Annotated in this window: 19 protein-coding genes; 15 read left to right on the top strand and 4 right to left on the bottom strand. The window is 73.0% G+C overall.

The genetic code is table 11. The features are described 5' to 3' along the window. The 3 genes from IF28_RS0129900 to IF28_RS0129890 form a co-directional block, all read left to right on the top strand. On the top strand, positions 1–418 hold a 418-nt coding region (locus tag IF28_RS0129900), incomplete at its 5' end, for a cbb3-type cytochrome c oxidase subunit I (RefSeq protein WP_030226686.1). Next, positions 415–765: a hypothetical protein gene (locus tag IF28_RS0129895; RefSeq protein WP_030226684.1), complete on the top strand. Its 351-nt coding sequence runs from the start codon at positions 415–417 to the stop codon at positions 763–765. The genes IF28_RS0129900 and IF28_RS0129895, both read left to right, overlap by 4 nt. Before the next feature lie 130 nt (positions 766–895). Continuing rightward, positions 896–2,134, top strand: coding sequence for a YncE family protein (locus tag IF28_RS0129890; RefSeq protein ID WP_030226681.1), 1,239 nt, complete (start codon positions 896–898; stop codon positions 2,132–2,134). 14 nt (positions 2,135–2,148) lie between these two features. On the opposite strand, the gene IF28_RS0129885 is transcribed toward IF28_RS0129890, so the two are convergent. Beyond that, entirely contained in the window at positions 2,149–3,795 is a 1,647-nt protein-coding gene (locus IF28_RS0129885) for a multicopper oxidase family protein (protein WP_078621526.1), read from the bottom strand. Positions 3,796–4,071: 276 nt separating this feature from the next. Between IF28_RS0129885 and IF28_RS0129880 the strand changes: the two genes are divergently transcribed. Genes IF28_RS0129880 through IF28_RS0129850 form a run of 7 tightly spaced genes read left to right on the top strand, consistent with a single transcriptional unit; the run spans position 4,072 to position 11,574 of the window. Then, complete coding sequence (locus IF28_RS0129880) at positions 4,072–4,545, top strand: (2Fe-2S)-binding protein (protein ID WP_030226674.1); 474 nt, start codon at positions 4,072–4,074, stop codon at positions 4,543–4,545. Further along, positions 4,542–6,911 carry a xanthine dehydrogenase family protein molybdopterin-binding subunit gene (locus IF28_RS0129875; RefSeq protein WP_030226672.1) on the top strand — a complete coding sequence of 790 codons (2,370 nt, stop codon included), beginning with the start codon at positions 4,542–4,544 and terminating at the stop codon, positions 6,909–6,911. The genes IF28_RS0129880 and IF28_RS0129875 overlap by 4 nt, the downstream gene beginning before the upstream one ends. Beyond that, positions 6,908–7,762, top strand: coding sequence for an FAD binding domain-containing protein (locus IF28_RS0129870; protein ID WP_030226670.1), 855 nt, complete (start codon positions 6,908–6,910; stop codon positions 7,760–7,762). Before IF28_RS0129875 ends, IF28_RS0129870 begins: the two co-directional genes overlap by 4 nt. A gap of 43 nt (positions 7,763–7,805) precedes the next feature. Beyond that, positions 7,806–8,663: an AAA family ATPase gene (locus IF28_RS0129865; protein WP_030226667.1), complete on the top strand. Its 858-nt coding sequence runs from the start codon at positions 7,806–7,808 to the stop codon at positions 8,661–8,663. Positions 8,664–8,704: 41 nt separating this feature from the next. Beyond that, complete coding sequence (locus tag IF28_RS0129860; RefSeq protein WP_030226664.1) at positions 8,705–9,826, top strand: vWA domain-containing protein; 1,122 nt, start codon at positions 8,705–8,707, stop codon at positions 9,824–9,826. Continuing rightward, complete coding sequence (locus IF28_RS0129855) at positions 9,819–10,928, top strand: XdhC family protein (protein WP_030226661.1); 1,110 nt, start codon at positions 9,819–9,821, stop codon at positions 10,926–10,928. The genes IF28_RS0129860 and IF28_RS0129855 overlap by 8 nt, the downstream gene beginning before the upstream one ends. 13 nt (positions 10,929–10,941) lie before the next feature. Then, positions 10,942–11,574 (top strand): SRPBCC family protein, encoded by a 633-nt coding sequence (locus tag IF28_RS0129850; protein WP_030226658.1) that lies wholly within the window; start codon positions 10,942–10,944, stop codon positions 11,572–11,574. 261 nt (positions 11,575–11,835) lie between these two features. Here the strand turns inward: IF28_RS0129850 and IF28_RS39545 are convergent, their stop codons facing one another. Together IF28_RS39545 and IF28_RS0129840 are read right to left on the bottom strand one after the other, a co-directional pair. Further along, complete coding sequence (locus IF28_RS39545) at positions 11,836–12,009, bottom strand: hypothetical protein (protein ID WP_199809054.1); 174 nt, start codon at positions 12,007–12,009, stop codon at positions 11,836–11,838. 72 nt (positions 12,010–12,081) lie between these two features. Continuing rightward, the gene (locus IF28_RS0129840; protein WP_030226656.1) at positions 12,082–14,535 is read right to left on the bottom strand and encodes a SpoIIE family protein phosphatase; all 2,454 of its coding nucleotides are present in this window, start codon (positions 14,533–14,535) and stop codon (positions 12,082–12,084) included. Positions 14,536–14,680: 145 nt separating this feature from the next. Between IF28_RS0129840 and IF28_RS0129835 the strand changes: the two genes are divergently transcribed. Beyond that, on the top strand, positions 14,681–16,807 hold the full coding sequence (locus tag IF28_RS0129835) for a PP2C family protein-serine/threonine phosphatase (RefSeq protein WP_078621528.1): 2,127 nt from the start codon (positions 14,681–14,683) through the stop codon (positions 16,805–16,807). A 182-nt stretch (positions 16,808–16,989) separates the two neighbouring features. Here the strand turns inward: IF28_RS0129835 and IF28_RS0129830 are convergent, their stop codons facing one another. Beyond that, a complete protein-coding gene (locus IF28_RS0129830) occupies positions 16,990–18,219 on the bottom strand; it encodes a S1 family peptidase (protein ID WP_037894283.1) in 1,230 nt (409 codons plus the stop codon). 568 nt (positions 18,220–18,787) lie between these two features. Between IF28_RS0129830 and IF28_RS0129825 the strand changes: the two genes are divergently transcribed. From IF28_RS0129825 to IF28_RS0129810, 4 genes are all read left to right on the top strand, one after another. Further along, positions 18,788–19,003 carry a hypothetical protein gene (locus IF28_RS0129825; RefSeq protein ID WP_030226648.1) on the top strand — a complete coding sequence of 72 codons (216 nt, stop codon included), beginning with the start codon at positions 18,788–18,790 and terminating at the stop codon, positions 19,001–19,003. Between the two features lie 110 nt (positions 19,004–19,113). Then, complete coding sequence (locus IF28_RS0129820) at positions 19,114–19,920, top strand: HlyD family efflux transporter periplasmic adaptor subunit (RefSeq protein WP_030226644.1); 807 nt, start codon at positions 19,114–19,116, stop codon at positions 19,918–19,920. Beyond that, positions 19,917–22,139 carry an NHLP family bacteriocin export ABC transporter peptidase/permease/ATPase subunit gene (locus tag IF28_RS0129815; protein WP_030226641.1) on the top strand — a complete coding sequence of 741 codons (2,223 nt, stop codon included), beginning with the start codon at positions 19,917–19,919 and terminating at the stop codon, positions 22,137–22,139. Before IF28_RS0129820 ends, IF28_RS0129815 begins: the two co-directional genes overlap by 4 nt. Before the next feature lies 1 nt (position 22,140). Continuing rightward, the gene (locus IF28_RS0129810) at positions 22,141–24,966 is read left to right on the top strand and encodes an NHLP bacteriocin export ABC transporter permease/ATPase subunit (RefSeq protein ID WP_030226638.1); all 2,826 of its coding nucleotides are present in this window, start codon (positions 22,141–22,143) and stop codon (positions 24,964–24,966) included. Positions 24,967–24,982 lie beyond the last annotated feature (16 nt).

Below are 24,982 nucleotides of genomic sequence, written 5' to 3'. Positions count from 1 at the left end.
GTTCACCGGCAAGATGCTCGACGAACGCCTCGGCAAGATCACCTTCTGGACGCTGTTCACCGGCTTCCACGGCACCTTCCTCGTCCAGCACTGGCTGGGCACCAACGGAATGCAGCGGCGGATCCCCGACTATCTGGTGGTGGAGGGACTGACGACGCTCAACACGCTGTCGACGGTGTTCTCCTTCCTGCTCGGTCTGTCGATCCTGCCGTTCCTCTACAACATCTGGAAGACGGCCAAGTACGGCAGGAAGATCGAGGTGGACGACCCGTGGGGCTACGGCCGCTCCCTGGAGTGGGCGACCACCTGCCCGCCGCCGCGGCACAACTTCCTCACCCTGCCGCGGATCCGGAGCGAGTCCCCGGCGTACGACCTGCGCCACGCCCCGGAGCCGGCAGGGGAGTTGAGCGTCCGATGACCGCCGGGGACGGTTCCGCCGTGGACCTGGACGCCCTGCTGAACGAGATCGAGGGGCATCTCCTCGTCGACGCCGCCCGCGCCGAGGCGCGTACGGCGGCGGCCGAACTCACCGCCGGACTCGGCCTGCTGACGGAGTCCGAACGGGAAGAGGTCGTACGGCGGTTCACCGAGCGCTATCTGGCGCTGAGCCGGACGTCGTGGCAGCGGACCGCCCGGCGGGGCGAGGAACTGCGGGCGCAGTACGAGACGCGGTACCGGCTACTGCGACAGCGGCTGCTGGGATGTGCGCTGCTGGGCTGCGCCCTGGCCCTCGGGACCGTTCTCGTCGCCCTGTCGGCCGGCTAGGGGGCGTCCCACCGACGCCGAAGCCGTCTTTTTTGTCGTGTACGCGGTCTTGTCGCGGACGGCCCCCGTCCTTACTTTTCAGTAAGTTACTTGTCCGAGCACTCGCTTCCAGAGTCTGGAGAGAGCCGTCATGCCGGTCCGCAGAGCCACGCCCTTGTACGCCGTCGCCGTCGCGCTCGTCCTCGCCGTCACGGCGCCCACCACGGCGGCCGCGGACTCCCCGGCCCTGCGCGAGGTGCTGTTCGTGGGCAACAACTGGGACGGCACCGCCGATGTCATCGAGTCCACCGGTGACTTCGCCCGGATCGGCCGGATCGACGTCGTCCCGGACAAGGCCGAGCGGATGGCCGAGATCAACGCCGACCCGATCCGCTGGATCTACTTCATGGCGATCCGGGGCGGCGTCGGCGAGGGCCACGACCAGTTCGTCGACGACATGTACTCCACCCCGGACGGCGCGTCGGTGGTGGTCTCCCGGCCGAGCTTCGCCGACGTGGTCTCGCTCGACCTCACCACCGGCCGGATCAACTGGCGGTTCCCCGTGTCGGGTTACCGCTCCGACCATATGGCGGTCTCCCCCGACGGCACGCGGGTCGCCGTATCGGCGTCGACCTCCAACACCGTGCACGTCCTGGACATCGCGACCGGTGAGCAGGTCGGCTCGTTCAAGACCGGCGACAAGCCGCACGAGAACGTCTTCAGCCGGGACGGCCGGCACATCTGGAACATGTCCATCGGAGACGTGAACACCGCGCTCGACGCCACCTGGCTGGACTGGACGAAGGGCGACCGCCGCATCACCGTCGTCGACGCGGCCACCTTCAAGCAGGTGAAGGTGATCGACATGCGTGAGCGGCTCGACGCCATCGGACTGAAGGACCATTCGGACGCGGTGCGCCCGGCCGCGTTCTCCCCGGACGAGTCGAAGCTGTACTTCCAGGTGTCGTTCTTCAACGGCTTCCTCGAGTACGACGTCGCCGCCGACCGGATCACCCGCACCAAGACCCTGCCGAAGAACCCGGCCACCAGCGACGACCGCACCACCTGGGTCAACGACTCGCGCCACCACGGCATCACCATGAAGCCCGACGGCGGCAAACTGTGCGTCGCCGGCACCATGGACGACTACGCGACCGTCGTGGACCGTACGACCCTGGAGCAGGGCCCGCTCGTCACCGCGTCCAAGCCGTACTGGGCGACCGTCAGCGGCGACGGCGAGTCCTGTGTGGTCTCCGAGAGCGGCGCCGACCAGGTCACCGCCATCGACTTCGAGACCGGCGAGAAGACCGTGTCCGTACCCGTCGGCGACCATCCGCAGCGGGTGCGCCTCGGCCATGTGGAGGCCGGCTGGTCCGGCACACACGGCTGACGGGCGGGAGGGCGTCACTCGATCTCGAGGTTGGCCATCATCCCCATGTCCTCGTGCTCGGCGTTGTGGCAGTGGAAGAGGAAACGGCCCCGGTGGCCGTCGAAGCGGGTGATGACCTCCGCCGTCTCCCCCGGCCGCAGCGAAACGGTGTCCTTCAGGCCGGCGTCGTGCGGCAGCGGCGCGCCTCCGTCACGCGAGAGCACCCTGAAGCCCGTCTGGTGGAGGTGGACGGGGTGGTGGACGTCGGCGCGGAAGCGCCACACCTCCACGGCGCCCAGCCGGGTACGGACGTCGGTGCGCGCCGGGTCGAACGGCTTGCCCCCGATGAACCAGCCGTGTCCCTGCCCGCTGCGGCCGGCGCGGAAGGTGAACTCGCGGACCGCCGTCGCCTGCGAGCGCCGCCAGGTGGGCAGGTCCTCGGAGAGCACCGCGGGGACCCAGCTGTCGTCGGGCGCCGCGCGGGCGACGCGGAACGCCATGACCTCGCGGGTGCGTCCGCGGCCGAGCCGGTTCCGCAGACGCACCCGGCTGCCGGCCGGCAGGCCCCCGAAGTCGATGACCACGTCGTAGCGTTCCGACGGCGCGACGGGCAGGGAGGTGTGGGTGACGGGGGCGGCGAGCAGCCCCTGGTCGGCTCCGATCTGCACCAGGCCGAGCCGGCGCCCGTCGTCGGTGACGGCCTCCAGCCGGTAGTGGCGGGCGTTGGACGCGTTGAGCAGCCGCAGCCGGTGGCGTACGGCCTCGACCTCGTGGACGGGCCAGGGCGCCCCGTTGACGACGATGACGTCGCCCAGGACCCCTGCCGCGTACGGCTCGGTGACCCCGGGCCGCTCGCGCAGCTCCGGGTCGAGGGCCGGGTAGGCCAGCTCACCGTCGGCGGCGAACGCCCGGTCGGCGATCGTCAGCGCCAGTTCGCGGTCGCCGCGGGGGATGTCCAGGGCGTCCTCGACGGCGTCACGGACGAGGTGCATGCCGGTCAGGCCGCGCCAGATCGCCGGGGCGGTGTAGTCCATGCGGTGGTCGTGGTACCAGAGCAGCGTGGCGCGCTGGTCGAGCGGATACGTGTATGCGCGGGTCACCCGGCTGGTCACCGCGCGCGGGTCGTGCATCGTGTGCGCGCCGGCGGGTTCGGTCCAGCCGTCGGGGAGGACGAGATCGGTGGGGTAGCCGTCGGAGCCGGCCGGGGTGCGTCCGCCGTGCAGGTGCACCGTGGTCGGCACCGGGAGTTCGTTGCGGTGCAGCACGGTGACCGGCCGGCCGCGGCGGGACTCGAGGGTGGGGCCGGGGTAGGTGCCGTTGTAGGTCCACAGTGTGGTCGGCACCCCGGGGAGGATCTCCGCGGTCACCTGCCGCTGGGTGATCTCGTACCGGTCGGCGCCCACGGAGAGGCCGGCCCGTGCCAGGACGGGCGGGATGGGCAGGGGCACCGTGTAGGGGGCGGGCAGCGGTACGGCGCTGGTGAGTTGCCGGCCGGTGCCGGCCGGGCGCCGCCGTCCCGTCACGGCGGCGGCGTCCGTGGCGGCCGCGGCGGCCGGCACCAGCGCGGCCCCGAACCCGAGGACCCGCCGCCGGGTCAACTCCCGTACGTGCGGGGCGTTCCGGGGCGGCTCGCCACCGCGGGGGTCGGTGTTCGGCGGGCGGACGGACGGCTGGTCAGACATGGGGGCACTCCCGGCGCGACAGGCTCGCGCGTGCGTGGTGGTCGGTGACGGCGCGCGGCACACCGGGAAGGGCGTGCCCCCGCGACTTCCGGACAACTCGCCACATATTGCCCGTAGCGGGAGAGTGCGACCAGTAGCGACACCACCGCCCCGCACCGGGGGCGTTCGGTGCGAATCCCTGTCACGACTCTCGCCCCACCCCGCACACCGTCTTAGAGTGACGCGCATCACGTCCGGCGATCGACCGGTTTCCCTCGCACGCTTCTGGGAGGGCACATGACCCGTATCTCGGTGAAAGTGGACGGCACGACGTACGAGGACGAGGTGGAGCCCCGTCTGCTGCTGGTCCACTATCTGCGCGACCGGCTGGGCCTGACGGGCACACCCGTGGGGTGCGACACCTCCAACTGCGGGACCTGCACCGTCGATCTGGACGGGGTGAGCGTCAAGAGCTGCTCGGTGCTCGCGGTGCAGACGGACGGCTGCGCGGTGACGACCGTGCAGGGCCTGGCCCAGGGGGGTGAGCTGACCGCCCTGCAGCGGGCGTTCCACGAGCGGCACGCCCTGCAGTGCGGCTACTGCACACCCGGAATGCTGATGGCCGCCCGCGATCTGCTGAAGGAGAACCCCCGGCCCACGGCCGGCGAGGTACGGCACGCGCTGGAGGGCAACCTCTGCCGCTGCACCGGTTATCAGAACATCGTGCGGGCCGTGCTGGCCGCCGCCTCCGACGAGGAGGTGCCGGCATGACCGACGGCGCCGTGGAAGCCGAGGTGGGCCGGTCCCGGCTGCGCAAGGAGGACGCCCGGCTGCTCACCGGGCAGACCACCTGGACCGACAACATCCAGGCCGCCGGAATGCTCCATCTCGCGATCCTGCGCAGCCCGATGGCGCACGCCCGCCTCGAGCGGGTCGACGTCTCCCGCGCCCTCGAACGCCCGGGTGTGGTGGCCGCGTTCGGCGGCAGCGATCTCGCGGAGGGGATGGGATCGCTGCCGTGCGCGTGGCCGGTGACCGAGGACATCGTGCTGCCCGACCATCCGCCGGTCGCCGTCGACGAGGTGCGGCACGCCGGTGACCCGGTGGCGGTCGTGGTCGCGCGCGACCGGTACGCGGCGGCCGACGCCCTGGAGGCGGTCGAGGTCGCGTACGAACCGCTGCCCCCGGTACTGGACCTGGAGGCCGCCCTGGCCGACGACGCCCCGCTGGTCCACGCCGCCAAGGGCACCAACCGCTGCTACGACTGGCCGATGAGGGCCGGGGAGGACTTCGCGGCGGTGCGGGAGCGCGCGGACGTCACCCTCAAGCGGCGCTACCACCAGCAGCGGCTGATCCCCAACGCGATGGAACCGCGTGCCGTCGTGGTCATCCCGCTCGCCGCCTCCGGCGAGTACACGGTGTACTCCGCCACCCAGATACCGCACATCCTGCGCGTCATGCTCGCCGTCGTCACCGGCGTCCCCGAGCACAAGCTGCGCGTCGTCGCCCCCGACGTCGGCGGCGGCTTCGGCTCCAAGCTCCAGGTGTACGGCGAGGAGGCGATCGCCCTCGCGGTCGCGCGCCGGCTGGGCCGGCCGGTGAAGTGGACGGAGTCCCGCTCCGAGGGATACCTCGCCACCCATCACGGCCGGGGCATGATCCAGGACATCGAGATCGCAGCCGACCGCGACGGCCGGCTGCGAGGCCTCAAGGTCGACCTGCTGGCCGACATGGGCGCCTATCTGATGCTGGTCACCCCGGGCGTGCCGATCCTCGGCGCCTTCATGTACCCGGCGATCTACAAGATGGACTCCTACGAGTTCAACTGCACCGGCGTGTTCACCACCCGCACCCCGACCGACGCCTACCGCGGCGCGGGCCGGCCGGAGGCGACGTACGCCATCGAGCGGATCATGGACGAGCTCGCCGCCGAACTCGGCCTGGACCCGGTGGAGTTGCGGCGCCGCAACTGGATCCGGCACGAGGAGTTCCCGTACACGTCGATCGCGGGACTGACGTACGACAGCGGCAACTACGAGGCCGCCACCGACAAGGCGCTCGCCCTGTTCGGCTACGACGAACTGCGCGCGGAGCAGCGCAAGCGCAACGAGCGCGGGGACACCGTACGGCTCGGCATCGGGGTGTCGACGTACACCGAGATGTGCGGGCTGGCGCCCAGCCGGGTGCTGCGGGACCTGCGGTACTCGGCCGGAGGCTGGGAGGCGGCGAGCATCCGGATGCTGCCCACCGGCAAGGTCGAGGTGGTCACCGGCACCAGTCCGCACGGGCAGGGGCATGTGACGTCCTGGAGTCAGATCGCGGCCGATGTGCTGGGCGTGCCGTTCGAGGATGTCGAGGTGGTGCACGGCGACACCCGGGCGGCCCCGCAGGGCATGGACACCTACGGGTCCCGCTCGCTGGTGGTCGGCGGCTCGGCGGTGCACCACGCGGCCCGCAAGGTGGTCGACAAGGCGCGCAAGGTCGCCGCCCATCTGCTCGAAGCCAGCGAACAGGACCTGGAGTTCACCGGCGGCGTGTTCTCCGTGAAGGGCTCGCCGGAGGCACGGAAGACCATTCAGGAGGTCGCCTTCGAGACGTTCACCTCGCACGACCTCCCGGACGGTACGGAACCGACCATCAACGCCGAGCATCTGCTCGATCCGGAGAACTTCTCCTATCCGCACGGCACCCATCTGTGCGCGGTCGAGGTGGACACCGAGACGGGACGGACCCGGATCAGGTCGTACGTGTGCGTCGACGACGTGGGCCGGGTGGTCAACCCGATGATCGTGGAGGGGCAGGTGCACGGCGGGCTGGCGCAGGGCATCGCCCAGGCGCTGTACGAGGAGGCCGTGTACGACGACGACGGCAATCTGCTGTCCGGCACCATGGCCGACTATCCGGTGCCGTCCGCCCTCGATCTGCCGGACTTCGTGACGGACCGGACGGAGACCCCCGCGGAGTCGAACCCCCTGGGGGTGAAGGGAGTCGGGGAGGCGGGGACGATCGCCTCCACCCCGGCCGTGGTCGGCGCGATCGTGGACGCGCTGCGCCCGCTGGGCGTGACCGACGTGACCATGCCGTGCACGCCCGAGCGGGTGTGGCGGGCGATCCACGGCGAGGAGGGCCAGGCATGATTCCCCCGGCGTTCGACTACGTCCGTCCCGGCACCGTCGAGGAGGCGGTACGCGCCCTCGCCGACGGGGGCGAGGAGGCGAAGGTGCTGGCCGGCGGGCAGAGCCTGCTGCCGCTGATGCGCCTGCGGATGGCGTTCCCCGGGCTGCTCGTGGACGCGGGCCGCGTCCCCGGGCTGCGCGGGACCCGGCTGGAGGGCGACACGCTCGTGATCGGCGCCCTCACCACGCACCACGACGTACTCGCCGACGCCCTGGTGCGCCGGCACGCGGGACTGCTGGCCGCCGTCACGGCGACGGTCGCGGACCCGGCCGTACGGCACCGGGGCACCCTCGGCGGCTCGCTCGCGCACGCCGATCCGGCCGCCGATCTTCCGGCCGCCGTCCTGGCGCTGGAGGGCGAACTGGTCGCCGTGGGGCCGCGCGGGCGGCGCACGATCCCCGCGCGTGCGTTCTTCGTCGACTATCTCGAGTCCGCGCTGGCACCCGACGAACTGCTGGTGGATGTGCGGCTGCCGTCGTCGGAAGGCTGGGGCTTCCACTACGAGAAGTTCCAGCGGGTGGCGCAGGCGTACGCGATCGTCGGCGTGGCCGCGCTGGTACGGCGGGACGGCGGCCGGATCACCGAGGCCCGGGTGTCCCTGACCAACATGGGCGCGACCCCGCTGCGGGCCGCGGCGGCCGAGGAGGCGCTGTCCGGCGCCGCCGACGCGCATTCCGTGACCCGGGCCGCGGGGTCGGCGGCCGTGGGCACCCGCCCGGCCGGGGACACGTCGGCGTCGCCGGAGTACCGGGCCCATCTGGCGCGGGTGCTGACCGGGCGGGCGGTGCTCGCCGCCGCCGGAATGGGGTGAGGGGCTCATCGCCGGACAGGAGTGGCCGGGTGGCCCGGCACAGGTGCGGGCGCGTCTGGAGGAGACGGGGTACCTCGTCGACGAGGGACTGGCGATCGCCTGTTTCCTGGCCCTGCGGCTGCACCGGCCGGTGTTCTGCGAGGGCGACGCGGGCACCGGTAAGACGGCGCTCGCGTCCGCCCTCGCCGAGATGCTCGGCGCCCCCCTGATCCGCCTGCAGTGCCATGAGGGCATCGACGCCTCGCAGGCCCTGTACGACTGGGACTTCCCGCGTCAGCTGCTGCGGCTGCGGGCAGCCGAGGCGGCCGGGGTGAGTGATCCGGCGCTGCTGGAGGGCGAGTTGTACGACCGCCGGTTCCTGCTCGCCCGGCCGCTGCTGCGGGCGCTGGAGACCTCTCCGTGCGTGCTCCTCGTGGACGAGGTCGACCGCGCGGACGACGAGTTCGAGGCGTTCCTGCTGGAGCTGCTGTCGGAGTTCTCGGTGACGATCCCGGAGCTGGGCACCGTCCGGGCCGAGGTTCCGCCCGTGGTGGTCCTCACCTCGAACCGCACCCGTGAGGTGCACGACGCGCTGAAGCGGCGATGTCTGTACCACTGGTTCGGCCATCCCGACTTCGATCGCGAGCTGGCCGTCGTACGGCGGCGGCTGCCGGAGGTGTCGCGACGGCTGGCCGCGCAGGTGACGGCCCTGGTGCAGACGCTGCGGGCGGAGGATCTGGTCAAGCCGCCGGGGGTGGCGGAGACGATCGACTGGGCGCGCGCCCTGGACGTGCTGGGGGCCGGCGAGGTCGATCCGGCGCTGGCGGTGGCGACGCTGGGGTCGGTGCTGAAGTACCGGGAGGACGCCGAGCGGGCGCGGGGGCTGGACTTCGGCGCGGTGCTGGCGGGGCTGGAGGTGTGACCGGCGTGGGCGCGCGGGGGCGTGCGCGGCGGCCTGACGCCGTGGCCGCACTCCTCGGGTTCGCGCGCGCGCTGCGCGGCGCCGGGGTCGACGCGAGCAGCGAGCGGGTGCACGCGTTCCTGCGTGCCGTGGACGTGCTGCGGCCGGGGGTGCGGGCGGACGTGTACGCGGCCGGCCGGCTGACACTGTGCGGGAGCCCGGACGACCTGGAGCGGTACGAGCGGGTCTTCGCCGCGTGTTTCGGCGCCGGGGAACCGCCGGACGTCCGCCCCGGGGCCGCCGCTCCCCCGCCGCGCCTGCGGCCGGTACCGCGGGACGCGCGGACCGGGCCGGGCACTCCCGCCGGCCGAGATGACCGTACGCCCCGGCTCGCGGCCCTGGCCGCCTCCGCCGACGTCCTGCGCCGGCGGGACTTCGCCGCACTGAGCCCCGCCGAGCGCGAGCAGGTGCGGCGGCTGCTGGCCGCCCTCGCGCTGCGCGGACCGGTCCGGGTGTCCGCGCGGCGGCGGCCGGCACGGCGCGGGGAGGTCGATCCGCGGCGGACGGTGCGGGAACTGCTGCGCGGCGGCGGCGAGCCGGTACGGCTGCGGCACCGGGTGCGGGCGCGGCGGCCCCGCCGGGTGGTGCTGCTCGTGGACGTCAGCGGGTCGATGGCGCCGTACGCGGACGCGCTGCTGCGTTTCGCGCACGCCGCCGCGCGCGGGCCGCGCACCGAGGTGTTCACCATCGGTACGCGTCTCACCCGGGTGACCGGGGAGCTGGCCCGCCGGGACCCGGATCTCGCGATGGCCGCGGTCGCGCGGGCCGTGCCCGACTGGCGCGGGGGCACCCGGCTCGGTGAGCTGCTGGACGTGTTCCTGGCGCGCTGGGGCCGGCCCGGGATGGCGCGGGGCGCGGTGGTGGTGCTGCTGTCGGACGGGTGGGAGCGTGGTGATCCGGAGCTGCTCGCCGGCCGGATGCGACAGTTGCACAGGCTGGCGCACCGGGTGATCTGGGCCAATCCGCTCAAGGCCCGGCCCGGGTACGCGCCCCTGGCCGCCGGGATGGCGGCGGCGCTGCCGAGCGTGGACGCGTTCGTCGAGGGGCACAGTCCGGCGGCGCTGGAACGGCTGGCGGCGGTGGTGCGGGGAAGCGGCCCCGGGGAAGGAGCGGGACGTGCGTGACATTCTTCCGGTGCTCGGCCGCTGGTACGCGGCGCGGGAGCCGTTCGGTCTGGCGACGGTCGTCCGGGTGAGCCGCAGCGCGCCGCGCGATCCGGGGGCGGCGATGGCCGTCGGACCGGACGACGAGGTGGCGGGCAGCGTGTCCGGCGGCTGTGTCGAGGGCGCGGTGTTCGAACTGGCGCGGGAGGCCGTCGCCGACGGCGAGGCCCGCCTGGAGACCTTCGGCTACAGCGACGAGGACGCGTTCGCGGTCGGGCTCACCTGCGGCGGCGAGATCACCCTCCTCGTGCGTCCGGTCACGCCCGCCCTCGACCCGGCCTTCGGGGCCGTCGCGGAGTCGGTCGCCGCGGGAGAACCGGTGACCGTGGCGACGGTCACGGAAGGGCCCGCGCCGCGCGGCGCCGTCCTCGCCGTCTGGCCGGACCGGGTCGCGGGCGGACTGGGCACGACCGGTCTGGACGCGGCCGTCACCGCCGACGCGCGCGGTGAACTCGCCCTCGGCGCCACCGGACTGCGCCACTACGGGCCACGGGGGCAGCGACGCGAGGACGCCGTGGAGGTGTTCCTGCAGTCCTTCGCGCCGCCGCCGCGCATGCTGGTCTTCGGCGCCATCGACTACGCGGCGGCCGTGGCCCGCATCGGGGTCTTCCTGGGCTACCGGGTCACCGTCTGCGACGCCCGCCCCGTCTTCGCCACTCCGCGGCGCTTCCCGGACGGTGTCGAGGTGGTCGTCGACTGGCCGCACCGCCATCTGCGCGAGACGGGGACCGACGAGCGCACGGTCGTCTGCGTGCTCACCCACGACCCCAAGTTCGATGTGCCGCTGCTGACCGAGGCGCTGCGCCGGCCGGCCGCGTACATCGGTGCGATGGGCAGCCGCCGCACCCACACGGACCGGATGGAGCGCCTGGTCGAGGCCGGTCTCACCGAGCGGGAGCTGTCCCGGCTGCGCTCGCCGGTGGGGCTCGACCTCGGCGCCCGTACGCCCGAGGAGGTGGCCGTGTCCGTGGCCGCCGAGATCGTCGCGCTGCGCTGGGGTGGCTCGGGTGCGCCGCTGACCGTGACCGAGGGGGCGGTCCATCCCGCCCCTCCGGTCGTCTGACGAGGAGGAAGTCATGGAACTGCGCCACGAGTTCACCGTCCCCGTCCCGGTCGACGACGCCTGGCGGGCGTTCCTCGACATCGAGCGGGTCGCGCCGTGTCTGCCGGGGGCGACCGTCGAGGAGTTCGACGACAGGACGGTGACCGGTTCGGTGAAGGTCAAGGTGGGTCCGGTCACCGTGACCTACAGGGGCACGGCCGTCTTCGAGGAGCGGGACGAGTCGGCGTACCGCCTGGTGCTGGTGGCGAGCGGGCGGGAGGTACGGGGGCAGGGCACGGCCCGTGCCAGGGTGACGGGCACGCTGAGCGGGCGGGACGGTGTCACGGCGGTGTCGGTGCGGACCGATCTGACGGTGACCGGCCGGCCGGCGCAGTTCGGGCGCGGGGTGCTGGCCGAGGTGGGTGAGCGGATCATCGGCCAGTTCGCCGCGTGTCTCTCGGAGCGTCTGGCGGAGAGGCCGGCCGCCGTCGCTGAGGCCGCCGGACCCGCGCCCGAGGAACCTCTCGACCTGCTGCGCACGGCCGGGGTGCCGGTCGCGAAGCGGGCGGCCGCCGCCGTCGCCGCCGTGCTCGTCGTGGCCGCGTCGGCCGTACGGATACGGAGGTGGCTGCGCGGCCGCGGGAGGAGCGGGGGAACGGGTGTGTGAGTCCGGCGCGAGGGGGTAGTCGGCCGGTATCACCTTCGATCGTGGGAAGGAGGTCCGTTGATCGCGCGTCTACTCACAGCGTCCGGGCCGCTTCCACCGACACGAAGCGGCCCGGACCTCATGCGCGGTGGCGGTCCGCCGGCGACGCGGGACCGAGCAGACGGAGTCCCGTGGGAGCGGTGGTGTCCGTCCCACGGGATGTGAGTGTGCCGAGCGGGATTCCGGTCCCGGGCCGGGGCGGGGGGTCCTCTCGCGGTAGGGCTAGTCCTCACCCCTGACGATGTTCTCCTCCGCGTTCGGGGTGGTGGGCGTCGTACCGCGGTCCATGGCGGGCAGGCAGGTCCGCAGCGGGTCCTTGCCGCGCAGCCGCCGGGCTCGTGCCCAGCCGGTCTCCGCCCGGCGGGTCCGGGGCCGGTCAACGATCTCCGAGTTCACAACGCATCATCTTCCTTCTCTTCCACTGCGCTGCGGGTCCCCTGCGCGGCGCGGGACAAACACCCGGCCGCCTCAGGTGTCGCCGTGCGGGGGCCGCAGTACGAACTCCGCCCACACCTGTTTGCCGCCGCTGACCGGGAGGGTTCCCCAGCCGGCCGAGACCGCCTCGACGAGGAGGATGCCCCGCCCGCCCGTGGCCTCCCAGCCGATGCTGGTGGGTTTCGCGGGGGTGCGGGGCGAGGCGTCGGCGACCGCGAGGCGCAGCCGGTCGTTGACGAGGGTGATGTCGAGCCGGACCTGGCCGTCGGTGTGCACCAGGGCGTTGGTGACCAGTTCGGAGACGATGAGCAGCGCGGCGTCGATGTCCGCGGTCACGCCCCAGGAGCGCAGGGTGCGCCGGGTGAAGCGGCGGGCGTGCCCGACCGCCTGGGGCACCCGCCACACCGTCCAGCTCTCCCGCAGGGGGCGCGAGGTCATGCCGTCGTAGCGCATCAGCAGCAGGGCGACGTCGTCGCTGCGCGGGGCCTTGCCGAGCAGGTCGTCCGCGACGGGTCCGAGGTCGGCGGGGTCGGTGGCGGCCAGCTGCCGGGCGAAGCGGAACATGCCCTCGTCGATGTCGGACTCGGGTGACTCGACCAGACCGTCCGTGGTGAGCGCGACCAGTGTGCCGGGCTGGAGCCGGAGCGGACTCATGGGGAAGTCGCTCTGCCGCACCACGCCGAGCGGGGGGCCGCCCTCGGCCTCCGCGATCTCGGTGCGGCCGTCGGGGTACCGCAGCACCGGCGGCAGATGGCCGGCGCGGACGCACCAGGCGAAGCCCTCCTCCATGTCGATGTCGACATAGCAACAGGTCGCGAAGAGGTCGGTCTCCATGTCCATGAGGAGCCGGTTGGCGTGGGACACCACCACGTCCGGGGGATGGCCCTCGACGGCATAGGCGCGCAGCGCGGTGCGCATCTGGCCCATGAGGGTCGCCGCGCCGGCGCTGTGGCCCTGGACGTCGCCGATGACGAGGGCGACGTGGTTGTCGGGCAGCGGGATCACGTCGTACCAGTCGCCGCCGAGTTCCAGGCCGGCCGTGCTGGGGAGATAGCGGGCGACGGCGACCGCGCCGGGCAGCTGGGGCAGCCGGCGCGGCAGCAGCTGGCGCTGGAGCATGCCGACCAGTTCGTGTTCCGCGTCGAAGGCGCGGGCCCGCATCAGGGCCTGTCCGGCGAGACCGGCGGCTGCGGTGAGCAGGGCCCGTTCGTCGGGGCCGAAGTCGTGCGGGGTGTCCCAGCCGATCAGACAGGCGCCCGCTATCCGGTTCCCGGCGGGCAGCGGCAGCATGGCCAGGCCGCCGGGGCCGACCTCGGCGAGCGCGGTCTCCAGCGGGGAGCCCGCCGGCCAGATCCGGGCGCGGCCCTCGCGCAGGGCGGCGGCGAGGGTGGGCATAGTGCGCACCGGCGCGTCGGGCCACTCGCCGCGCCACTCCGCGCGCCACAGCTCCGGCCAGGCCTCGGGTTCCGGCGGGTCGAGGACGGTGACGACCAGCCGTTCGCCCTCCAGCTCGGCGAGGGCGATCCGGTCGGCCCGCAGCGGTCTGCGCAGCGCGGCGACCACGGCCTTGCCGACGTCACGGACGGTGACCGCGGTGGCGAGGGCGGCGGCGAGCCGCTGGACGCGGGCCACGTCCGTGATCTCGGAGCGCAGTGTGGAGGCGTCGGCGACGAAGCCCACCAGCCGGGGTGGGCGCCCCTCGCCGCCGTGCACCAGCCGGCCGCGCAGCCGGAGCCACTTGGGCGGGCCGTCGGGCTGGAGCACCCGGAACTCCAGTTCACGGTCGCCGATCGTCATGTGGTCGGCCTCGACGACGGACATCAGCGAGGGCAGGTCCTCCGGCACCGTCAGGCCGAGCAGCGTCTCCACCCGTCCGTCGAACTCGTCCGGGTCGAGGCCGAACAGTTCCAGGATGTCCTCGCCGACCCGGACCCGCCCGGTGTCCATGGCGAGGCTGAAGCCGCCGGGCAGCAGGCCGGCGCCGTCGGCGGAGGCGGGCGGCGCGGGGAGGGCGAGGGCGTCGGCGACAAGGCCGAGGCAGGCACGGTCCTCGGAGTCGAAGGCGCGCTCGGCGACCGCGAGCAGGCAGCCGCCGTCGCCGCGTACGGGCAGGGCCGCCAGGAAGAGGCCGCCGCCGGTCGCGCGCCATGCCGAGGGCGGCGCGGCGGGGTCGTCCGGTTCCAGCCACACCGGCCGCCCGCGGTGCGCCTCGGCCACCGGGTCGCCGCCGGCGACGGGGTAGCTGTCCCCCACTCCGCACAGGGTCCGCGGCACACCGGCGGACTCCGCCAGATACAGCGGTTCGCCGTCCGCGCCGGGCCGGAACACGGCGGCGAACACGGCGCCCGCGAAGACGAGGGCCTGTTCCAGGATCCGGCGCACCCTTTCGGGTGACCCCTGGTCGGCCGTGATCATCCTCAGGGCGCCTTCCGCACGCGGCGTTCTCGTGCTGCGTCCCGCAGCGCCCTCACTGACCACGTTGGCCATTACAGCGCTTATAGGACAGCAGCGCAGCCCCTGTGCGCGTTCGGCGCCATGGCTCCTCCGCCCGGCGTTCGCCGTGCGGGACGGCCCGGCAGGGGGGAGATTGGTCCCGGGACCGGTGGCGCGGCCGGGCGAGGAGGTGGTCGGCGTGTCCGAGGGGCAGTCGTCCGCGCGGGCGCCGGTCGGCCGCCCGCTGCTGTCGCTGACGCTGGCGTCGATGATGGACGAGGTGCACGCGCACTCCGGCGCGGTGTATCTGCTCTCGCCGGACCAGCCGGTGCTGGAGATGGCGGTGATGGCCGGGCTGCCCCGCGCCTTCGCGGCCCCGTGGGAGCGAGTGGGGCTGAACGCGCCGATCCCGGTCTCCGACGCGGTGCGCGAACGGCGGCTCGTCTGGGTGGGCGGCGAGGAGGAGATGGCCCGCCACTATCCGCGGATCGCGATGGCGCTGCCGTATCCCTTCTCACTGGCCGCGCTGCCGGTGGCGACGCCGACGAGGGCGTACGGCGCCGTCTTCGTGACCTGGCCCGGCACGCATCCGCCGGAACTGTCCGACTGGGAGCGCGATCATCTGAGCGCGGCCTGTGACCGGCTCGCGGTACGGCTGGAGCGGGCGGCCGAGCAGAGCCTGCCGCTGGCGCCGGAACCGGATCTGCTGGCGGCGCCGCTGGTGGGCGGCATGGCCGGCACGCTCGGCACGGTGGAGGCGGCCCGGATGGTGGCCCGGCTGCCGTACGGGCTGTGCTCGCTCGATCTGCACGGGCGGGTCGGCTTCGCCAACGCCGCCGCCGCGGAGCTGCTGGAGGTTCCGGTGAACCGGCTGCTCGGTGCCCAGATGTGGGCGACGGTGCCCTGGCTGAACGATCCGACGTACGAGGACCGGTACCGGGCCGCGCTGTTCAGTCAGCACGTCACCTCGTTCGTCGCGCTGCGCCCGCCGGACACCTGGCTGTCGTTCCGGCTCTATCCGAGTACGACCGGGCTCAGTGTGCGGATCAGCCGGGCCCGGCCGGCGGCGGAGCTGGACCGTGCGGCGCCGCGGCCCGGGCGGGGGCAGCCGCGGCTGGTCACCATCACCCAGGTGCTGAGCCTGGCCGGGGCGCTGACCGAGGCGGTCGGGGTGCAGGACGTGGTGCAGCTGGTGGCGGAGGAGATCGCGCCGGCGGTGGGCAGCCAGGGGCTGGTGGTCCTCGGGTCCCGCGCGGGCCGGCTGAGGGTGCTGGGGCACCAGGGGTACGAGGATCCGCGGGTCGTGGAACGGTTCGACGGGATGCCCCTGTCGGAGCCGACCCCGGGCAGCCAGGTGCTGCGGACGGGGGTGCCCGCCTTCTTCGAGAGCCGGGCGGAGGTCGAGCGGCTGTATCCGGCGCTGGTGCTGAATCCGTCTGCGTTCGCGGCGTGGGCGTATCTGCCGCTGATCGCGTCGGGGCGGCCGGTCGGGACGTGTGTACTCTCCTACGCGGCACCGCACCCCTTCCCGACGGAGGAGCGGACGGTGCTCACCAATCTGGCGGGCCTCATCGCCCAGGCACTGGAACGGGCCCTGCTGTACGACGCCAAGCACCGGCTCGCCCACGGGCTGCAGGAGGCGCTGCTGCCGCGCACGCTGCCGTCGCTGCCCGGCATCGAGTCCGCGGCCCGCTATCTGCCGGCCATGCAGGGCATGGAGATCGGCGGCGACTTCTACGACCTGGCGGCGGCGCAGGGGACGGCGGCGGCGGTGATCGGGGACGTCCAGGGACACAACGTGACGGCGGCCGGGCTGATGGGGCAGGTCCGTACCGCGGTGCGCGCGTACACGGCCGTCGGGCAGCCGCCGGAGGAGGTGATGCGCAGCACCAACCGGCTGCTGCTGGAACTGGGTTCGGAGCTGTTCGCCAGCTGTCTGTATCTGCGGCTCGATCCCGGGCGCGGGCGGGCCGTGATGTCCCGCGCGGGTCATCCGCCGCCGCTGCTGCGCAGGCCGGACGGCCAGGTGCGGGTGCTGGACCTGGCCGGCGGCCCGCTGCTGGGCATCGACGCGTCGGCGGCGTATCCGTCGACGGAGGTCGCGCTTCCCCCCGGCTCGCTGCTCGTCCTCTACACCGACGGCCTGGTGGAATCCCCGGACACCGACTTCGAGGACTCGGTGGCCGACCTGTGCCGCCGTCTCACCTCCCTGGGCGACCTCCCCCTGAACGACCTGGCCGACGCCCTGATCCAACACGCCACGGACATGCCCAACCGCCTGGACGACGACATAGCCCTGCTCCTCCTCCAGGCCCACGCGCGATAAAGAGGGGCGCGAGGAAAGGGGCGCGGGGAACTGCGCGAACGGGGGTCTGGGGGCGGAGCCCCCAGGGACGGGAAGGGAAAGGGCGGCGGGGGCGAAACCCCTCAGGGACCCCCACCCCCACCGGAACAGCCGACGGCCCCGGTCCCGCCACAACGGCGAACCCGGGGCCGCGAAGGCACGCGTCAGTGCGCCCCGCTCACCGCGGACTCCTCCCCCGCACCCTGACCACCCGCACCGGCGTCCTCACCGCCGGCCTCCTGGCCGCCCCCGGCCCCGGCCCCGCCCCCGGCCCCGGCCTCACCGAGCGACGCCCCCACAGCCTCCAACGCGGTGGTCACCGGCTGGAAGAACGTCTCACCCCCCACGGTGCAGTCACCACTGCCCCCCGAGGTCAGCCCGACCGCCAGCCCGTCCCGGGTGAACATCGACCCGCCACTGTCCCCGGGCTCCGCACAGACATTCGTCTGGATGAGCCCGGTAACGGTCCCTTCCGGATAGTTCACCGTCGCGTTCAGCCCGAGCACCTGCCCGTCGGAGAGCCCGGTCGTGCTCCCCATCCGGAACACCTCCTGCCCCACGGTCGCGTCCGCCGCCTGCGAGATCGCGAGGGTCTGCTCCCCGAGGTTCACCTCACTGGGCGCGACGGTCGCGGGATCGTCGTACCGCACGAGCGCGAAGTCGCCCGTGCCGGGGAAGACCGCCTGGTCGACGGTGGCGATCGGCTGACCACCCTGCGCGTCGGACCACTGCTCGGCCGCGACCCCGCAGTGACCGGCCGTCAGGAACGCCGGACTGCCGTCACCCGCCGTGACGTTGAACCCGAGCGAGCAGCGCGCGCCGCCGGAGAAGATGGCGTCACCGCCCGACGCGAACGTTCTGAAGGTGCCCTCGGACTTCTTGATGGTCGCCATGCCGGAACCGAGGCCCTCGACGGTGGATTCCAGCCGGTTCCACTTGTCGCCGGTCACCGTGCTGTCCGCGGTGACGAGGATCTTGTTGGTGCGCGGGTCGACCGCCCAGGAGGTGCCCGGGATGGTCGCCTCCGTCTTCAGCGTGTGCGCGCCGGCCTCCAGTTCGGCCATGCTGTTGTCGACCTCGCGGACGGCGGCGCCGGCCTTCTCGGCCTGGACGACGACGTTGTTGTCGTCGCCCGCCACGACGTTCACGACGAGCTGCTTGCTGTCGCCGTCGTAGTAGGAGCCGGCGAACGCGTCACCGAGGAGCCCGGCGAGCTGCGAGGCGAGATCCGAGGCATCGCCCGCCTTGAGGGTCTTCGGCGTCGCGGAGGCGCCGTCCGACGCGCCGTCCTGGGAGGCGTTCGCGTGGGGGAGCAGGAACGCGGCGGCGCCCAGCGCCACCACCGAGCCCACCGCTATCGCGGCCTTGCGCTTCGGGATTCGCTTGTGACTCAAACTTCTCGACCTCCTGGGGGGACCGGAGTCGTGCCGGTGTCCGGCAGCTGTGGGGCGCCTGGATGGCTGTTGGTACGCACGCGCCGCGGGAGGCGTTCAATCCCCCGGAACCTTCACGGAGAGCCACCGGTCCGGCACGCTCGGTCACGCACCTGTGACGGAATCCCGGCTTCGGTGAATCTGCACAGCGAATGCCCAACCCGGTCACCGGAACCGGGATTCGTCCACAGGCCGGCCGACCGGGGTACGCCTTTGGGGCCGGTGTGCCGGATTCCGTTCTCCGGGGCGCAAGTGGCGGGACGGGGCGATGCGGTGGGGCATGTGAAGAAGTCGCCCCCGCACCGTGCCCGCGTCTGCACGCTTGGACCCGCGCACGGCACAAGTTGCCTGGTGAGGCGTTTGGTTGATTGGAAGCCCGGGCTCGCCGCGTGCTTTGATCCATCGCACCGCAGGGCCGTTCCGGGCTTCCGGCGACGGGCGTCCGGCGCCCGCGGTCGCGGCCTTCATCCGTCCCCACGGAGGGGGTCGCTCCCCCTTGTGACATACCCATACGAAGGGAAGTTCCATCATGAACTCCACCCCCCAGGTTGAGACCGTCGAGATCTCCGACGCCGACCTCGACAACGTCTCCGGCGGCCTGTCCCTGAACGCCGTGAACAGCATCACGGGCGCGGTGGACGGTATCGCCCCGGTCTCCGGCCTGGTCGACACGGTCGTCGGCACCGTCGAGGGTGTCACCGGCCTGAACACCGCCCCGGTGACGAACCTGGTCGCCGGTCTCTGATCGCGCCCTTGTGCCGCGGAGTCCCGGAGCCGCCCCCCGGCTCCGGGACTCCGCGGTGCGTACACGTCCCTTGAGTTGCCCGCAGAGTTCACGCAGGTGAGGGAAGACTCGTGCAGTTCCGCCAACAGGCCCTCGCCAAGCTCCAGTCGCCGGAGGAACTCGACCTCCCGGTGCGGTTCGCGCGCCCGCAGGGCTGGCTGGTGCTGTCCGTGACGGTGGTCGCCATGGCGGCCGCGTCCGTGTGGGCGCTGACCGGCTCGGTGACCTCGACGGTCGGCGCGCCCGCCGTCCTCACGTACGGGCAGGGCAGTTACGTCCTGCAGAGCCCCGTCGCCGGCCAGGTCACCGCCGTCCTCGCGAAGGAAGGGGCGCGGCTGCCCGCCGGCGCCCCCGTCCTCGAGGTCCGCACCGGGGACGGCGACGAGGTCGTCCGCACCCTCGACGCGGGCCGGGTCACCGCGCTCGCCGCCAGCACCGGGCAGATCATCTCCACCGGCGCGAACGTCGCCGCCGTGGAGAAGGTCACCGGCTCCGGGTCCCCGCTCTGCGCGACGGTGTACGTCCCCGCCGAGAGCGCCGCCGGCATCCCCGCGCACGCCTCCGTCGACCTGACCGTGCAGTCCGTGCCGAGCCAGGAGTACGGCGTCCTGCACGGGAAGGTGAAGTCGGTCGACCGCTCGGCCCAGTCGGCCCAGCAGATCGCCGCGTTCCTCGGGGACGCCCAGCTCGGCGAGCAGTTCACCAAGGAGGGCCGGCCGGTGGCGGTCACGGTGGAGCTGGAGAAGTCGTCCGGCACCGAGAGCGGCTACGCCTGGTCGTCGGCGGACGGTCCGCCGTTCGCCCTGACCTCGATGACCCTGGCCACGGGTTCGATCCGGCTGGCCGACCGGCGTCCCGTCGATTGGCTGCTCCCGTGACCACCGCCCAGGAGACCCGCGGCAGACGCCGTGCGGCCCCGCCGAAGCGCACCGTGCCCAAGTCCCGTGCGAAGACGGTCCGTACGCCCACCGTGTTGCAGATGGAGGCGGTGGAGTGCGGCGCCGCCTCGCTCGCGATGGTGCTCGGCCACTACGGCCGCCATGTACCGCTGGAGGAGCTGCGGATCGCCTGCGGTGTCTCGCGGGACGGCTCGCGCGCCAGCAACCTGCTGAAGGCGGCCCGGAGTTACGGCCTGACCGCCAAGGGCATGCAGATGGATCTGGCGGCGCTCGCCGAGGTGACGTCACCGGCCGTCCTGTTCTGGGAGTTCAACCACTACGTCGTCTACGACGGCATGGGCCGCCGCTTCGGCCGGCGCGGCGTCTACATCAACGACCCGGGCAAGGGACGGCGGTTCGTCCCGCTGGAGGAGTTCGACGGCAGCTTCACCGGCGTCGTGCTGGTGATGGAGCCCGGGGAGGACTTCAGCCGCGGCGGCCGCAAGCCGGGTGTGCTCGGCGCGATGCCGGCCCGGCTGCGCGGCACGGCGGGCACCATGCCGGCGGTGGTGCTGTCGAGTCTGCTGCTGGTGGCGGTCGGGGCGGCGGTGCCGGGGCTCAGCCGCACCTTCATCGACGAGTTCCTGATCGGCGGCCGTACCTCGATGCTCGGCGTGCTGTTCACGTCGATGGGCGCGTGCGTCCTGCTCACTCTGGTGCTGACCTGGCTGCAGCAGGGCAATCTGCTGCGCGGCCGCCTCATCTCCTCCACCCTGTCCAGCGCCCGTTTCCTGCGCCATCTGCTGCGGCTGCCGGTGACGTTCTTCGCCCAGCGCAGCCCGGCCGACCTGGTGCAGCGGCTGCAGTCGAACGACGCGGTGGCCGAGACGCTGGCCCGCGATCTGTCGGCGGCGGGCGTGGACGCGGTGGTGGTCGTGCTGTACGCGGTGCTGCTGTACACGTACGACCCGCAGCTGACGTTCGTCGGCATCGGTGTGGCGCTGCTGAACATCGTCGCCATGCGGATCGTGATCCGGCTGCGTGCCACCCGTACGGCGAAACTGCGCGCGGACAACGCGCGGCTCACCAACACGGCGTACACCGGGCTGCAGTTGATCGAGACGCTGAAGGCGACCGGCGGGGAGGACGGCTACTTCCGCAAGTGGGCGGGGCAGCACGCCACCACGCTGGAGGAGCAGCAGCGGCTCGGTGTGCCGAGCGCCTGGCTCGGTGTCGTCGCGCCGACGCTCGCCACGCTCAACAGCGCGCTGATCCTGTGGATCGGGGGCATGCGGGCGGTCGAGGGGCACATCACGGTCGGTCTGCTGGTCGCGTTCCAGGCGCTGGTCGCCCGGTTCACCGCCCCGCTGACGCGGCTCAACGGGGTCGCGGGCCGGATCCAGGACTTCGCCGCGGACGTGGCCCGGCTGAAGGACGTGGAGAACTTCCGGGCGGACCCGCTCTACGGCCGTCCGGGCGCCGGGGAGTCGACACGCCGGCTGCACGGCCATGTCGAGCTGCAGAACCTGGCCTTCGGCTACAACCCGCTGGACAAGCCGCTGCTGACCGGGTTCGACCTGACCGTGGGTCCCGGGCAGCAGGTGGCGCTGGTGGGTGGCTCGGGCAGCGGCAAGTCCACGGTGTCCCGGCTGATCTCGGGGCTGTACACACCGTGGGAGGGCGTGATCCGGATCGACGGGCAGCGCATCGAGGACATCGCGCGCGGGGCGCTGGCCGCGTCCGTCTCCTTCGTCGACCAGGAGGTGTTCCTGTTCGAGGGCACCGTCCGCGACAACGTGGCGCTGTGGGATCCGTCGGTCCCGGACGAGGCCGTGGTGGAGGCGCTCGAGGACGCCGCGCTGTACGACGTGATCCGGCGCCGTCCGGGCGGCATCCACAGCCCGGTCGAGCAGGACGGCCGGAACTTCTCCGGCGGCCAGCGCCAGCGCCTGGAGATCGCGCGGGCGCTGGTGCGCCGGCCCAGCATCCTGGTGCTGGACGAGGTGACCAGCGCCCTGGACGCGGAGACCGAACTGGTGGTGATGGACAACCTGCGCCGGCGCGGCTGTGCCTGTGTGGTGATCGCGCACCGGCTGAGCACGGTGCGCGACAGCGACGAGATCGTCGTCCTGGACCACGGCACGGTCGTGGAGCGCGGACGGCACGAGGAGCTGGTGGCGCGCGGTGGCGCGTACGCGGCACTGGTCAGGGAGCGATGAGATGACGGCCGTGCACGAGGGCCAGGGCGGCGATCTCGTCCTGGGGGCGCTCGGATCGCTGGGCACACCGATCGACTGCTCCGGGTTCGGCCGGCTGGACCTGGAGGGGCCGCAGGTGCTGTGGCTGATCGCGTCCGGCGCCGTGGACCTGTTCGCGGTCGACGCCGAGCGGCAGGGGCACTGGCACCATCTGGGCCGGCTGGAGGCGGGTTCGCTGGTGCTGGGCCCGGTGGCGGGTCCGGCGCACACGCTGGTGGCGCGTCCGCTGCGGGACTGTGTGGTGCACCGCGTCGGACTGCGCGAGCTGTACCAGCCGGCGAGCACCCAGACCTGGTCGTACGACGAGTACGGCAGTCCGCAGTACGTGCCGCCGACGACGAGCCCGCTGGAGTACGCGCTGGCGCTCGGGGTGGGGCGGAGCCTGGCGGTGCTGTTCCAGGCCCCGATGGCGGCCGAGCGGGCCACGGCACCCAGCGACGACGACGTGTTCTGGATGCAGGTGCCGCCCGGCAGTGTGCAGTACGGCTCGCTGTACGGGGCGGAGGCGGCGGCCGATCTGCTGATGGACCCGGCGCTGTGGCAGAGCATGGTCGACCAGCAGTACCGGCTGATGACCACCCTGGACCGGTGGATCGAGCAGCTGGAGCACACCCACGAGACACGGACCGCGGAAGGCATCGCGGCGGGTGAGGCGGTCCGCGCCCAGGCCGACCGGACGCTGCTGGCGGCGATCGGCAAGCGGTCGGGGCAGCGCACCACGGCGGCCGACGCGGACGCCACGTACGCGGCCTGCCGGCTGGTGGCGCGGGCGGCCGGCATCACGCTCGCCGCGCCCGCGCAGTCCGGGACCGGCGGGGACCGGCTCGATCCGGTGGAGCAGGTCGCCCTGGCGTCCCGGCTGCGCACCCGTGTCGTACGGCTGGACGGGCACTGGTGGCGGGACGACGTCGGTCCGCTGGTGGGACACCGGGCCCTGTCGGGGGCGCCGGTGGCGCTGCTGTGGCGGCGCGGCGGCTATGTGGCGGTGCATCCGGCGACCGGCCGTGAGACGCCGGTCGAGAAGGCGAACGCGGAGGAGTTCGAGCCGCGCGCGGTCATGTTCTACCGTCCGCTGCCCGAGCGGCGGCTGAGCCCGCTCGGGCTGGTGCGGTTCTGCATGTCGGGGACGCGCGGTGATCTGACCGGTCTGCTGCTGAGCGGTCTGGTGACCGTGGCGATCGGCGCGCTGGTGCCCCTGGCGACCGGCAGGGTGCTGGGTGAGTTCGTGCCGAAGGCGCAGACCGGGCTGATCGTGCAGGTGTGTCTCGCGGTCATGCTGAGCAGTGTGGTGGCGGCCGCGTTCATGCTGCTGCAGAACCTCACCCTGCTGCGGCTGGAGGGCCGGGTGGAGGCGACGCTGCAGCCGGCCGTGTGGGACAGGCTGCTGCGGCTGCCGACCACGTTCTTCACCGAGCGTTCGACCGGTGAGCTGGCGAGCGCGGCGATGGGCATCAGCGCGATCCGCCGGATGCTGGCCGGGGTCGGCCCGACCGTGACGCAGTCCGTCACCATCGGCGCGGTGAACCTGGTGCTGCTGCTGTGGTTCAGCGTGCCGATGGCGCTGGCCGCGCTCGGGATGCTGGTCGTGATCGCGGGGGTGTTCCTGGCGCTCGGGCTGTGGCAGGTGCGCTGGCAGCGCCGTCTGGTGGTGCTCACCAACAAACTGAACAACCAGGCCTACCAGACCCTGCGCGGGCTGCCGAAACTGCGGGTGGCGGCGGCGGAGAACTACGCGTACGCCGCGTGGGCGTCGGAGTTCGCCCGCAGCCGCGAGCTGCAGCAGAAGGCCGGCCGGATCAAGAACCTCACGGCCGTCCTCGGCGCGGTCTATCTGCCGCTGGTGACACTGTCGATGTTCATGCTGCTGGCCGGGCCGGCGCGCGGCTCCATGACGGCGGCGGAGTTCCTCACCTTCAACACGTCGGTGACGATGGTCCTGACCTCGGTCACCCAGCTGACCGGCGCGTTCGTCTCCGGTGTCGCCGCGCTGCCGCTGTTCGAGCAGATCAGGCCGGTGCTGGACGCCATGCCCGAGGTGCGGACGGCGAGCACCCGGCCGGGTCCGCTGTCCGGGGCGGTGGAGGCGCGGCGGCTGTCGTTCCGCTACTCCGACGACGGCCCGCTGGTCCTGGACGACGTGTCGTTCGAGGCGCGGCCGGGCGAGTTCGTCGCGGTCGTCGGCCCGAGCGGCTGCGGCAAGTCCACCCTGCTGCGGCTGCTGATCGGCTTCGACCGTCCGGTCTCGGGCAGTGTGCTGTACGACGGCCAGGACCTGGCCGCGCTGGACCAGTCGGCGGTGCGCCGCCAGTGCGGTGTGGTGCTCCAGCACGCGCAGCCGTTCACCGGCTCCATCCTGGACGTCATCTGCGGCACCGAGCCGTACACGCCCGAGGAGGCGATGGCGGCGGCGGAGATGGCGGGGCTGGCCGAGGACATCAGGCGGATGCCGATGGGACTGCACACCCTCGTCTCCGGCAGCGGCGCCGTCTCCGGGGGGCAGCGGCAGCGGCTGATGATCGCGCAGGCGCTGATCCGCCGGCCGCGGATCCTCTTCTTCGACGAGGCGACCAGCGCCCTGGACAACGAGACGCAGCGCACGGTGATCGAGAGCACCAAGGCCCTGGAGGCGACCCGGATCGTCATCGCGCACCGGTTGTCGACGGTGCTGGACGCGGACCGGATCGTGGTGATGGAGGCGGGGAAGGTGGTCCAGCAGGGGCCGCCCGGTCTGCTCCTCGCGGACACCGGCGGGCGGCTGCACGAACTGGTGCGACGACAGCTGGCGTGAACCGGGACGCCGGCGA

The sequence above is a fragment of the Streptomyces sp. NRRL WC-3626 genome (assembly GCF_000718785.1).
Classification (GTDB): domain Bacteria; phylum Actinomycetota; class Actinomycetes; order Streptomycetales; family Streptomycetaceae; genus Streptomyces; species Streptomyces edwardsiae.
The sequence above is the reverse complement of the archived record's forward strand: the minus strand, read 5'-3'. Positions and strand labels throughout refer to the sequence as shown.

What these genes read in the sequence shown, in the direction of transcription:
- IF28_RS0129895 (WP_030226684.1), top strand. Translation starts at nt 415, where the DNA reads ATGACCGCCGGGGACGGTTCCGCCGTGGACCTGGACGCCCTGCTGAAC.
- IF28_RS0129890 (WP_030226681.1), top strand. Translation starts at nt 896, where the DNA reads ATGCCGGTCCGCAGAGCCACGCCCTTGTACGCCGTCGCCGTCGCGCTC.
- IF28_RS0129885 (WP_078621526.1), bottom strand. Translation starts at nt 3,795, where the DNA reads ATGTCTGACCAGCCGTCCGTCCGCCCGCCGAACACCGACCCCCGCGGT.
- IF28_RS0129880 (WP_030226674.1), top strand. Translation starts at nt 4,072, where the DNA reads ATGACCCGTATCTCGGTGAAAGTGGACGGCACGACGTACGAGGACGAG.
- IF28_RS0129875 (WP_030226672.1), top strand. Translation starts at nt 4,542, where the DNA reads ATGACCGACGGCGCCGTGGAAGCCGAGGTGGGCCGGTCCCGGCTGCGC.
- IF28_RS0129870 (WP_030226670.1), top strand. Translation starts at nt 6,908, where the DNA reads ATGATTCCCCCGGCGTTCGACTACGTCCGTCCCGGCACCGTCGAGGAG.
- IF28_RS0129850 (WP_030226658.1), top strand. Translation starts at nt 10,942, where the DNA reads ATGGAACTGCGCCACGAGTTCACCGTCCCCGTCCCGGTCGACGACGCC.
- IF28_RS0129840 (WP_030226656.1), bottom strand. Translation starts at nt 14,535, where the DNA reads ATGGCCAACGTGGTCAGTGAGGGCGCTGCGGGACGCAGCACGAGAACG.
- IF28_RS0129825 (WP_030226648.1), top strand. Translation starts at nt 18,788, where the DNA reads ATGAACTCCACCCCCCAGGTTGAGACCGTCGAGATCTCCGACGCCGAC.
- IF28_RS0129810 (WP_030226638.1), top strand. Translation starts at nt 22,141, where the DNA reads ATGACGGCCGTGCACGAGGGCCAGGGCGGCGATCTCGTCCTGGGGGCG.